General features: G+C 46.3%; 10 protein-coding genes and 3 pseudogenes. 7 read left to right on the top strand and 6 right to left on the bottom strand.

Annotation, left to right across the window (positions count from 1 at the left end; all coding sequences use genetic code 11):
- Both VTH8203_RS23715 and nhaA read left to right on the top strand, forming a co-directional pair.
- The gene (locus tag VTH8203_RS23715; RefSeq protein ID WP_244181330.1) at positions 1-1,107 is read left to right on the top strand and encodes a lipocalin-like domain-containing protein; all 1,107 of its coding nucleotides are present in this window, start codon (positions 1-3) and stop codon (positions 1,105-1,107) included.
- A gap of 306 nt (positions 1,108-1,413) precedes the next feature.
- Positions 1,414-2,583 (top strand): Na+/H+ antiporter NhaA, encoded by a 1,170-nt coding sequence (nhaA, locus tag VTH8203_RS23710; protein ID WP_096995780.1) that lies wholly within the window; start codon positions 1,414-1,416, stop codon positions 2,581-2,583.
- Between the two features lie 105 nt (positions 2,584-2,688).
- On the opposite strand, the gene VTH8203_RS23705 is transcribed toward nhaA, so the two are convergent.
- The 4 genes and pseudogenes from VTH8203_RS23705 to uraH form a co-directional block, all read right to left on the bottom strand.
- The gene (locus VTH8203_RS23705) at positions 2,689-4,050 is read right to left on the bottom strand and encodes an 8-oxoguanine deaminase (protein ID WP_096995779.1); all 1,362 of its coding nucleotides are present in this window, start codon (positions 4,048-4,050) and stop codon (positions 2,689-2,691) included.
- A gap of 141 nt (positions 4,051-4,191) precedes the next feature.
- Positions 4,192-4,548, bottom strand: a pseudogene (locus tag VTH8203_RS23700) (purine permease); the annotation flags it as partial.
- Between the two features lie 41 nt (positions 4,549-4,589).
- Positions 4,590-5,933 (bottom strand): NCS2 family permease, encoded by a 1,344-nt coding sequence (locus VTH8203_RS23695; protein WP_096995778.1) that lies wholly within the window; start codon positions 5,931-5,933, stop codon positions 4,590-4,592.
- A gap of 248 nt (positions 5,934-6,181) precedes the next feature.
- Positions 6,182-6,535: a hydroxyisourate hydrolase gene (uraH, locus tag VTH8203_RS23690; RefSeq protein ID WP_096995777.1), complete on the bottom strand. Its 354-nt coding sequence runs from the start codon at positions 6,533-6,535 to the stop codon at positions 6,182-6,184.
- Between the two features lie 359 nt (positions 6,536-6,894).
- On the opposite strand from uraH, the gene puuE reads away from it, so the two are divergent.
- The 5 genes from puuE to VTH8203_RS23665 all read left to right on the top strand — a co-directional run bounded on the left by puuE (position 6,895) and on the right by VTH8203_RS23665 (position 11,353).
- Positions 6,895-7,827: an allantoinase PuuE gene (gene puuE, locus VTH8203_RS23685; protein ID WP_096995776.1), complete on the top strand. Its 933-nt coding sequence runs from the start codon at positions 6,895-6,897 to the stop codon at positions 7,825-7,827.
- Entirely contained in the window at positions 7,827-8,342 is a 516-nt protein-coding gene (gene uraD, locus VTH8203_RS23680) for a 2-oxo-4-hydroxy-4-carboxy-5-ureidoimidazoline decarboxylase (protein ID WP_096995775.1), read from the top strand. The genes puuE and uraD overlap by 1 nt, the downstream gene beginning before the upstream one ends.
- Before the next feature lie 150 nt (positions 8,343-8,492).
- Positions 8,493-9,479, top strand: a complete 987-nt coding sequence (gene alc / locus VTH8203_RS23675; RefSeq protein ID WP_096995774.1) for an allantoicase — start codon at positions 8,493-8,495, stop codon at positions 9,477-9,479.
- A gap of 20 nt (positions 9,480-9,499) precedes the next feature.
- Positions 9,500-10,069: an ureidoglycolate lyase gene (locus tag VTH8203_RS23670; RefSeq protein ID WP_096995773.1), complete on the top strand. Its 570-nt coding sequence runs from the start codon at positions 9,500-9,502 to the stop codon at positions 10,067-10,069.
- A 21-nt stretch (positions 10,070-10,090) separates the two neighbouring features.
- Complete coding sequence (locus VTH8203_RS23665; protein WP_096995772.1) at positions 10,091-11,353, top strand: urate hydroxylase PuuD; 1,263 nt, start codon at positions 10,091-10,093, stop codon at positions 11,351-11,353.
- Positions 11,354-11,437: 84 nt separating this feature from the next.
- Here the strand turns inward: VTH8203_RS23665 and VTH8203_RS23660 are convergent.
- Positions 11,438-11,956 (bottom strand): annotated as a pseudogene (locus tag VTH8203_RS23660) (Rossmann-fold NAD(P)-binding domain-containing protein); the annotation flags it as partial.
- A gap of 36 nt (positions 11,957-11,992) precedes the next feature.
- Positions 11,993-12,174, bottom strand: a pseudogene (locus tag VTH8203_RS23655) (ISAs1 family transposase); the annotation flags it as partial.

Here is a 12,174-nt window from a genome sequence, read left to right as displayed (position 1 = left end):
ATGCAGAAATTTATTTTCTCATGCTTGCTGGTGGTCGTTGTCGCCAGCACGACGATTTGGTTGTCAGATTCGATAGAATTGAAGCCTAGCGTGACTAAGACGACCTATATTAATTCAGTTTTCGGCTCCCCGGGGCGCAAAGTCTTTGAGCCTGTGTTACCTGATCGTCATGTTGAATTGCCAAAAGACTTCCGTTTTCATCCCGAGTTTCAACATGAATGGTGGCAGTTAGTCGCTCAGCTTAAAGACGACTCTGGTCAATCATATTGGGTTAGGTGGCGCTTTTTCCGCTATGCGAGCGACGACAGAATTGCAACAGGCTGGCAAGACCCTCAGATCTACATCGCGAATCTCGTGATGAATAGTCACCTTGGGATGTTTACTGACCAACGCATTGCTCGTGGTGGTATCGGTCAAGCTGGTGGGCTAAGTCGACCATTCCGAGTGTGGATTGATGAGTGGTCTTGGCGTTCGCTATCAGATCAACCTCTGCCGGGCAATCTACGCTTATCGAGTGATTCATTCAGTGTAAATCTGCAGTTGAAACCAGCAGGCGCATACGCGCTACTTGGTGAAAACGGGTACCATGCAAAACACGATTTGCTGCCTCGTGCGTCGTACGCTTTCGAATCACCGTTTATCGCATCACAAGGAAAATTAACGCTCTCTGATGGGACAACGCTAAACGTCAAAGGACGAGCGTGGTTGAGCAAAGAGTGGGGAAGTGAGTTAGTGGGTGCAAATTATGTTGGCGAAGATAACTTTTTGCTTTGGTTAACAGATACCAAAGCGCTGCAAGTTAGTCAGTATCGCTACAAAGATAATATGCCTTATACCACCGCATCGTTAATCGATGTTAATGGGCACGTTATTAATGTTCCATCGGAAGGCATCATACTTAAAGCACTCAACTATACCGAATTCGCATCAGGAACCCGAGTTCCATTGTCTTGGAACTTACAAATCCCAAGTCAAAAGATCGACTTAGTCATTAACGCTTGTAAGCGAGATAACTGGGTGAATTTTGTCGTACCTCAGTGGCAAGGTTCGGTCACCGCTAAAGGATCAGACTCTGCCGTCGGCTTTATGCAACTTAGTGGTTACTAAGCAAAAAATTGTTTCTGTTGTTATATAGTTACAAGTAACAATCTGTTACTTGGTTTCCCACATCTCCGGCTCTCAAATGATATTGACTCGTGCTAAGTGATTGAATTTATCAATGACTAGTTGCTTATCTATGCACTATACTCTAGCTAATATCGCCATTGCTTGTGAGGATATCTCCAACATTTAGTTTTATTCTTCGGAAATTCCTTAGTATAAACTCCGTAGAATCGATTTTTTCTGAAAATTAACTAGATATACAATTTTTAACATTCTGACAAGATGAATAACTATTAAGGGCTTTACAACATGAATGACGTCATTCGTAATTTTTTTAAGATGGAGTCAGCGGGAGGTATCATCCTCGTTATCGCTGCTGCGATTGCGATGTTTGTCGCAAACTCTCCATTGAATGAAACGTATCAAGGCGTGCTTCATACCTACGTGTTTGGTCTGTCTATCTCACACTGGATCAACGATGGTTTGATGGCGGTCTTCTTCTTCCTCATCGGTTTGGAAGTAAAACGTGAGCTGCTTGAAGGTGCATTAAAGTCTAAAGAGACGGCTATCTTCCCTGCTATTGCAGCTGTTGGCGGTATGTTGGCTCCAGCACTTATCTATGTGCTGTTCAATATGGGTGACCCTGAGGCGATGAGTGGTTGGGCTATCCCTGCTGCAACAGACATTGCGTTCGCTCTAGGCATCATGGCATTGCTTGGTAAGCGTGTCCCAGTTGCTTTGAAAGTCTTTCTACTTGCGCTTGCCATTATTGATGATTTAGGTGTTATCGTGATTATCGCTCTGTTCTACAGCAGTGATCTTTCCACGCTAGCATTAACGATTGGCTTTATCATGACGGCGGTGTTGTTCGTATTAAACGCTAAGAAAGTCAATAGTATACCTGTATATCTCATAGTCGGAGCTGTGCTCTGGGTAAGCGTACTGGCGTCAGGTGTACACGCAACACTAGCGGGTGTGGTCCTTGGCTTTGCGATTCCTCTCAAAGGTAATGAGGGCGAGAAGTCACCGTTGAAGCATCTAGAGCATGCGCTTCATCCATATGTTGCTTTCTTGATTCTGCCTATTTTCGCCTTTGCCAATGCAGGTATCTCGTTGGAGGGGGTTTCAATATCGGGTCTAACCTCAATGTTACCACTGGGTATTACGTTAGGACTATTGATTGGTAAGCCGCTAGGTATCTTCAGCTTTAGCTGGTTGGCGGTAAAGCTTGGTGTGGCGAAGTTACCAGACGGGGTTGATTTCAAGCAAGTGTTTGCGGTTTCCGTCCTGTGTGGTATCGGGTTTACGATGTCGATTTTTATCTCATCGCTGGCTTTCACTGGCGTAAGTCCCGAGTTCGATACCTATGCAAGATTAGGCATTCTGATGGGGTCTACAACAGCGGCTGTACTTGGTTACATTCTGCTTAACTTCTCTCTACCGAAGGAAGAAGCGCCTGAGCCTAAAGTTCAGTACTAAACACCGCAAATAGCTCAACATCCAAACCCAGCTTCGGCTGGGTTTTTTATATCAATAATCCTCCGGCTCTGCGGAGGATTATTGGGTTTAGAGCGATTAATATCGTTACCTATTTAATGCTGCTTGCCTTAAGCGAAGTGCGGCGGCTTTGTGTCGCTCAATGAGCTGCGGCATATCGACACCGATGACAGCACCATCGTGCACTCGCCATTGTCCAGCGACCATCACTCGGTCTGCCTGTTGAGCTCCGCACAATAGCAGCGCGGCGAGTGGGTCGTGACTGCCAGAGGAGCGAATATCATCGAGTTTAAACATGGCAATGTCTGCTTGCTTGCCAACCGTTAGGTCTCCAATATCGGTGCGCCCCATGGCACGCGCTGATCCTGATGTGGCCCAGCGAAGCGCGTCAAAGTGTGTTACGTTGTTCGACCCGTAGCGCAGGCGTTGCAAATACATCGCCATACGTACCTCAGCGATTAAGTTGGAACCATCGTTGGAGGCTGAACCGTCAACACCTAAACCTACTTTAACGCCAGCTTTCTCAAGCTCGTTATTTTTGCAGATGCCTGAGGCGAGCATCATATTAGAAGTGGGGCAGTGACTGATTCCGACTTCTGCCTTACCCAGCCTGAGAATTTCTTCGCTATTAAAATGGATACCGTGAGCCAACCAAGTACGCTCATTAAGCCAGCCTACGTCCTCTAAGTAATCGACTGGACGCATGCCAAATTTCTCAAGACAGAAGTCCTCTTCGTCCAACGTTTCACACAGATGCGTATGCGTCATCACTGATTCATTTTTGGCGATTCGTGCCGTTTCTTTCATCAGGTCGGTGGTAACGGAAAACGGCGAGCAAGGTGCGAGCGCGATTTGCGTCATCGCGCCATCGTCACGTTGATGATAGCTATTGATTAAGCGTACGCTGTCGTCGACAATTGTCTGTTCCGTTTGAATGGCGTGACGTGGTGGCAGTCCGCCATCATCCTCACCTAAGCTCATCGAACCACGAGTAAATATGGCTCGTATCCCAAGTTTTTGCGCAGCTTCTACTTGCAAATCTATCGCGTGTTCAAGGCCTGTTGGAATTAAATAGTGATGATCCGAGGCGGTGGTGCAGCCAGAAAGCAAGAGCTCTACTAGTGCCAATTCTGTGGCAACACTCATCATCTCTTCGTCGAGATTTGCCCAGACTGGATACAAGCTCTTTAGCAAATGAAATAGCTCTTTGTTGAGCGCATCGGGGTAAGCTCTGGTTAGTGTTTGGTAAAAGTGATGGTGGGCATTAACAAGCCCAGGAGTGACAACATGTTGTGAGGCATCAATAACCGCTGTAATGGTTGTGGTGGGGTCTTGGTTGCTTGCTACTAGCTCAACAATTCGGCTGCCTTGGACGACGATACCACCGCCAGCGTCTTCTGTGTTGCCAGTGTAAATAGCAAGTGGATTCTTAATCCATACGGTTGCCATTCATAATAATCCTTAGCCATCTCAGCCTTTTCAGGGAAGAGGGTCTTTTTTAAGTTTTTAGTTGATGTAAAGTGCTCTATTTCATTGCTCAAGCTGGGTCTTAGAGCACGACAGTTATCGCTACTGTGGTGTTAGCTGATGTTAATTATTACCTTTTGCAGACAGTTCTGTCTGTGATATTTCTTGGTTTTCTTCTTGTTGTTGAAGTTCATGAATCTCTTGTTTAACCATAGCGCGGCTTTCTTCGTGTGCTTCTTGCTCTTCGCGTTTGCTCGATTTTGGTAAAAATTGATGCAACAGTACGGTGACGATTGTTCCGGTAGTAATTCCAGAGTGAAGGAAGTTTGAAAGCTCATGTGGGAAGTGTTGCAGCAAACGTGGTTCAAACGTGACGGCCAGTCCAGATGCTAAGCCAACGCAAATGACAAGAGCATTACGTTTAGTGTCAGCCGCTTTGATAAGCATGCGAATACCGGAGTAGGCTATCATGCCAAACAAAAAACGGTAACTTTAAAGAAAAGTTACCGCTTGATTTTTGGTTAGCCAATGAACACGAGCTTGGCGACGAAAATGGCGCTGAGCAAGTACATTGAAATGGAGACGTCTTTGGTCTTGCCCGTGGCGACTTTAAGTACGGTGTAAGTAATGAAGCCAAGAGCGATACCATTTGCGATAGAGAAAGTGAGTGGCATCATGAGCGCTGTAATCGCGGCGGGTGCACCATTGGTAAAATCTTTCCAATCGACGTGCTGCATACTGCTCATCATGACAAACGCGACATAGATAAGAGCGCCAGCGGTAGCGTAAGACGGAATCATACCTGCTAATGGAGATAGGAAAATAGCCGCAAGGAATAGAGCAGCAACCACAATGGCTGAAAGGCCCGTTCTTGCACCAGCTGCAACACCAGCCGCACTTTCTACATAGCTAGTTACCGGTGGGCAACCCACACACGCGCCAGCAACACTAGAAATACTGTCGGCTTTAAGGGCTTTGCTTAGTCCTTCAATTTTGCCTGTTTCTTTATTAATTAGGTGAGCGCGCTCAGCGACACCCATCAGTGTACCTGCGGTATCAAACATATTCACAAAAAGGAAAGCAAGGATCACACTGACCATAGAAATGTTAAGTGCACCAGCAATGTCCATCGCCATAAACGTTGGAGCGATGCTTGGTGGCGCAGAGAAGAAGCCGTTGTATTGAACAAGACCCAACATCATACCAACAATCGTCACGCTCAGGATGCCGATCAAGACCGCACCGAACACGCGACGCTCACTGAGTACTGCGATGATCAAGAAAGCAATAGCCGCCAACAGGGCATCTGGTTTAGTAAAATCACCGAGAGATACCAATGTTGCTGGGTTTTCAACGACGATACCAGCGGTTTTTAGACCAATAAGACCTAAGAACAAACCGACACCTGCGGTCATGGAGTAACGTAAACTTTCAGGGATACTCTCAATAATCCACTGTCGTATTTTGTAGAAACTCATCCCTACGAATAGGATACCGGAGATAAATACCGCGCCGAGGGCCACTTCCCAACTGTATCCCATTTCACTGACGACAGTGAACGAGAAGAAAGCGTTAAGTCCCATACCGGGCGCGAGTCCAACGGGCCAGTTCGCAAACAGCCCCATGAGTAAACAGCCGATCGCTGCACCAATACAGGTGGCGACAAAGACCGCCCCTTGATCCATTCCAGAGGCCGCCATAATGCTTGGGTTGACGAAGATAATGTACGCCATGGTAGCAAAGGTCGTTACACCTCCGATGAGCTCATTTTTTACGCTCGAACCGTGTTGCTTAATCTTGAAAAAGCATTCTAACACGCCCTTCCCAGCCGATTCGTTGAGCACTTCTGCTTTGCTTTCATTCATTTGAGTAAGTCCTTTACACAATACCCTTAATGTAGAAATTGGGTATGAAGTTTGTTGCTTTTCCTTAAATTGAAAACAGCAGTACCCATGACACCATACTGCAGAGTCACTCCAGCGCCAGTGCCTTGTCTCTGATGAGAGCAGGGTCATTCCAATTTACTTATTGCTCTTTACCAAGAGCGAGCTCTTAGAAGTGCAAGGCTGCCTGTTGTTGTCTTGCACTTGCTAGGAGAAGGTTGCTACAGAGATCAACTGCCTCTGTAGGTTGAAAAACTGTAAGGCGAGGCAAGCAGGGGCACGTGATAGTGCGCGTCCTCGTCATTTAGTCCAAAACGAATGACGATATCGTCAAGGAAAGGGACTTGGTCTAGTTTGACCCCTTTGCGTTCAAAGTAAGGCGCGACATGAAAAATAAGCTGATACTTTCCGGCGACAAAGTCTTCACCTTCGAGAATAGGAGAGTCGGTGCGGCCATCGAAGTTTGTCATTACGCTTTTAATAAAGTGACTTTCTTCCCCTTCAATACGAAAGAGATCCACTTGGATTTCTGACCCAGGTACACCATTGGCGGTGTCTAATACATGCGTTGTTAGTCGTCCCATAAATGCTTCGTGCTTCCACACGCTCCTTTGATGTCATCTTGTATTTATGTATACAAAAATCATGTCTGATTAATTCTACTGATACTAATATGTACACAATTCACACCATTAGTAAAGGTTTATGTTATGAAAATGTTGCATCAAAACAGGGCGGAATATCAGGTTGCTGTGCACTAAAATAGTAATGATTAAAAAACGTTCACTCATAAGTCATTGAAAATAAGCGATATGCTTCCAAAATGTAATTTGATAAACAAAATCTTTACATTGAGATAAATAATTGTATACAATTAAGTAAACCAAAGAGTCAAAGTACACTTTAAAGGCAGTGTAGAAAAGAACCTAGAAGGAGTCTGTGGATGAATAAGGATTATTCGCGCAATCTCATCGGCTACGGAGCGACACCCCCTCACCCGAAGTGGCCAAATAACGCACGAATCGCGGTTTCCTTTGTATTGAATTATGAAGAAGGCGGTGAACGTTGTTTACTGCATGGTGATGATGAATCGGAATCGTTTCTCTCAGAAATACCAGGTGCTATGCCTATCAAAGGCGAGCGTCACATCAGTATGGAATCCATCTACGAGTACGGCAGCCGTGCTGGTGTTTGGCGTGTACTCCGATTGTTCGAGCAATATGATATTCCGTTAACCATTTTCGCGGTGGCAATGGCTGTGGAACGCTATCCAGAAGTGGCCATTGCTATGAAAGAAGCTGGACATGAAATATGCAGTCACGGCTATCGTTGGATTGATTACCAATACACCGATGAATCACAAGAGCGTGACCATATGGTTAAGGCAATCGAGATTATTAAGCAGGTCACGGGTGAGCGTCCTCTAGGTTGGTATACCGGAAGAACCGGGCCTAATACGCGACGTCTTGTAGCGGAAGAAGGCGGCTTTCTTTACGACTCTGATGCTTATGATGACGATCTCCCATACTGGCATACCGAAGCGGGTCGCCCTCAATTGGTTATCCCATACACGCTTGACGTAAATGACATGCGATTTGCTACCGCCCAAGGATTTAACTCCGGCGAGCAGTTTTTTCAGTACTTAAAAGATACGTTCGATACGTTGTATGAAGAAGGGCAAACCGCGCCAAAGGTGATGTCGGTAGGCTTACATTGCCGCTTGATTGGACGTCCGGGGCGTATTGCCTCACTGAAACGCTTTTTGGATTACGTCCATCAACATGAAGATGTATGGCTGTGTCGCCGCATCGATATTGCTAAGCACTGGCATGAACACCATCCATATGAAAATAACGAACAGCAAGGAGCAAAATAATGGCGCAGTTCAAATCATGCACACCAACAACCATGGTTCGTGAGGAGTTTGTCGCTTGCTTCGCTGATATCTATGAGCACAGTCCTTGGGTAGCAGAGTCCGTTTATGATGCTGGATTGGATTCAGACGATAATCAGATTGAAAACCTACATCAAAAAATGTCTATGACGCTACTCAATGCGTCTCAGCAGAAACAACTTGATTTGATCAATGCTCACCCGGATTTAGCCGGTAGAGCAGCCGTCAATGGAGAACTTACCGCGGCATCCACAGCTGAACAGGCTGGGGCTGGCATCGACCAGTGTTCTGAAGAGGAATTTGCCAAATTTACCACCTACAACAACAGCTACAAAAATCGCTTCAACTTTCCCTTTATCATGGCGGTTAAAGGGGCCAATCGTTACCAAATTCTTGAATCGTTCGAGATGCGATTAGGCAATGATAGTGAAACTGAGTTTGCTACTGCGCTTAACGAAATCAATAAGATAGCGTTATTTCGCTTGAGAGATATGTAAGTCGAAGGAAAGGCGACTATCTCTTTTATTCACCTAAGCTCGACGTCTAATGCTGTGAGCATGGCGCGAAAGTAAGACGTCAATAACGACATCGAGCCAGCAGGTACTCATTTTATTATTTATTGGATTAATTGAACTGGATGACAGGAAATGTCTTTGAATATTGAACAATACATCAACCTTGCCGATGACAAACTAGGTGCTCAGGCGCTATACGCTACCGATGATTTCTTTGCTGATAAGAGTCGTTTGCTACGCCGTGAAGCTCCAGAATGGAAGCAAGATGTTTATGACGATAACGGCAAATGGATGGATGGCTGGGAAAGCCGTCGTAAACGCGGTGAAGGCTACGATTTTTGCGTCGTTAAACTGGGCCTGGCCGGAACGATCGCTGGGCTGGATATCGACACCTCATTCTTTACAGGTAACTATCCACCGTCAGCGTCTGTCGATGCCATTTATAGTCCTGATGCCGATCCGACGCACTCTGAAGGCTGGGAAGAAATTCTGCCGTCGCAAAGCCTAGAAGGTGACTCACACCATTTAAGCGCAATCGACACCGATAAAGTGTATACCCATGTTCGCCTTAACATCTACCCAGATGGTGGTGTAGCGCGTCTTCGTGTTTACGGTACCCCTGTTGTTGATTGGAATGCCATCGATGAATTGCAACAAGTTGATTTGGCCGCCGTAGAAAATGGTGGTCGTGCATTGGTTTGTAGCGACGAGCACTTTGGAAATAAATCAAACATTCTGGGCCCTGGTCGTGGCGAGAATATGGGAGATGGTTGGGAAACCGCTCGACGCAGAACTCCGGGTAACGATTGGGTGATTGTAGCGCTTGGGCACGCAGGCAACATTGGACGTGTCGTTGTTGATACGGCGCACTTTAAAGGTAACTACCCAGATAGCTGCTCTATTCAAGCCGCTTACGTGAAAGGTGGAACGGACGATCAAGTCGCTACCCAGAGTTTGTTCTGGAAGGAGCTACTACCATCTCAGAAACTGAACGCTCACGATATCCATGAGTTCGTCTCTGAGGTCAATGAGATTGGTCCCGTGACCCATGTAAGACTCAACATCTTCCCCGATGGCGGTATTAGTCGCTTGCGCCTGTTTGGCACAAAAGCAGACTAAACTTAGTAGAGGGAATTTTTATGAGTAATGGTATACGCAAGCTAACGATTGAACCACTCACTAAGGCTGCATTTGTGCCGTTTGGTGATGTGATTGAAGTTGAAAATAGCGACTACTTTATGATCAATAATGGGTCAACCCGTCGCTACCATAAACTGGCTGAAGCCGATGTCGAAGAGCAGGGCGGTCGTGCGATCATGAGTATCTTCCAAGCGACGCCGCTTCAGTATCCGCTGACTATTTCAATGTTAGAACGACACCCTTTGGGTTCACAGGCGTTTATACCACTGCTTGGTAAACCGTATCTTATCGTTGTCGCACCAAAAGGTGACAATCCTTCTTTATCTGATTGCCGCGCTTTCTTGAGTAACGGCCGTCAGGGTGTCAACTATCACAAAGGTGTTTGGCACCATCCTGTTCTGGCACTGACCGATCAAGATAAATTTCTGATTGTCGATAGGGCTGGAGAAGGGCACAACTGTGATGAAGTGTTCTTTGAAGACAACCTCGTTCAGTTGGATTTGAAGGATTTACCACAAGACATCGATGATATGAAACAAGATAAGGACAAGCAGCAAGCAACTGTCTAAGCTGCTTTTGAGGAGTGTGTTATGGATCCGCACATGACAGAATGGCTCAACCTGATGATTCGTTGGGCCCATATGATTGTAGGTGTCGCATGGATTGGAGCGTCTTTCTACTTCGTTTGGCTTGAGAACAATCTCAATCGTACAAACCCAAGAGACGGCCTATCTGGCGATTTGTGGGCGATTCACGGTGGTGGTATTTACCATCTAGAGAAATACAAACTGGCACCGCCCAAAATGCCAGAGAACCTTCACTGGTTTAAGTGGGAAGCTTACTTTACTTGGATTACGGGTGTACTGCTATTGGGCGTAGTGTATTACCTCAATGCTGAAATCTATCTAGTAGCTCCAGGTTCGGGCATCGACTCAACAACAGCGATTATGATCGGTATTGCTGCGCTTATCTCTGGTTGGGTAATCTACAACCTACTGTGTAACTCGCCTTTGGGCAAAACGCCGGTACTGTTAGGTATCGTGTTGTTCCTAGGGTTGGTAGGTGCAGCCTATGGTTTGTCGCAGGTGTTCAGTGGACGTGGTGCTTACATCCACGTAGGCGCTATCATTGGTACCATCATGGTTGGTAACGTGTTCTTCGTCATCATGCCTGCGCAACGTGCTTTAGTGAAAGCGATTGAAAACAATCAAGAGCCAGACCCGACATTGCCAGCAAAAGGCCTGTTGCGTTCACGTCATAATAACTATCTGACATTACCAGTGTTATTTATCATGATCAGCAACCATTTCCCAAGCACTTATGGTTCAGCATACAACTGGGCGATTTTAGCGGCGCTATCGGTATTTAGTATCTTGGTACGTCACTACTTTAACACACGTCATGGTAGTCAGAAGTTTGCTTGGACTATTCCAGCGGCGGCTTTGGGTATGGTTACTCTAGCGTTTGTGACATCGCCTTACGCTAACAAACCCGCTACACCTGTGGCGAAAGTACCGGTAGTGGAAGCAGTAGATCATCATGCGGACGTACAAGTGACGGCTGAGGTTGCGGCTCAAGTAGGCGATGGAACCATTGCATTTGCAAAAATCAATGACGTCATTCAAGAGCGCTGCTCGGTATGCCACTCTGCAACGCCAACACATGCCGCATTCCAAACGGCGCCAGCTGGCGTGATATTGGATACGCCAGAAGAGATCAAAGTGAATGTGCCGCGCATCGTCGCTCAAACCGTTACTACAAAGGTGATGCCATTGGGTAACTTGACTCAGATGACGGACGAGGAACGTGTGCTTATCGGAGAATGGGTCGAGCAAGGCGCTCAGATTCAGTAACGGACGTCGTTACCTTACCTATAAAAAAACTGACTAGTATTTGCTAGTCAGTTTTTTGTTTTCAGTCTATCCGCTTAAAGCCGGTTACTTCGCTGCTAATCGCTCGATAACAGCGACTACTTGCTCAACTTTGGCTTCGTTCAAAGCGTCCGGATGTGGCGAGGCCAAGCTCTCTAAATCATTGTCAAAGTAGAGCCCATGAGCATGACTAAACTCCTCGGAAAGTGCTGCTCGTATCAAAATATCTGCACCCAGCGCGAGATCGTTTCCTGCCACACAATAGGCATCTTTGACCATCTTACTGCCTAGGAATGATTTTGGATTAACCGCAACAATCATAGGACCTGGCTGAGCGTATTGCATGCCTAGCGCGCCAGACCACATCGTAAGAGCAAGCTTGCTTTGTGCATAGGCATCAGAGTCATTGGGTTGACGTAGGCCTTGAAGTGCATCAAGGTTAACGCTCGCTTGTGCTGCCGAAGAAAGGTTAACAACTCGCCCTGTCGCACCCAGCATAGGAAGCAAAGCCTGTGTTAACTGATAAGGCGCGATCGTGTTGACCACAAAGCGCACATCGAGACCGTCCTTTGTTTTTGTGGTTGGGGCGGTAACAGGGCGGGATTCCACTTTGAATAAATATTAGCCAAATATTATTTTTGAGCGATATTCACCAGACCAACCTGACTTTCTACGTTTGGCAGCCAAGCTATCTTTGTCACTCTCATCCTGCTTTATCGTGTTCAACGCAGCACGATTAAATGCCGCTAAGTGAGCAGCTCCATCTGGGTCTTTTACTTTTAGTTCATCTTCTCTGAATACGA

Origin of the sequence: Vibrio thalassae (genome assembly GCF_900089835.1) — a bacterium.
Lineage (GTDB): Bacteria > Pseudomonadota > Gammaproteobacteria > Enterobacterales > Vibrionaceae > Vibrio > Vibrio thalassae.
This window is presented reverse-complemented; position numbering and strand designations above follow the sequence as displayed.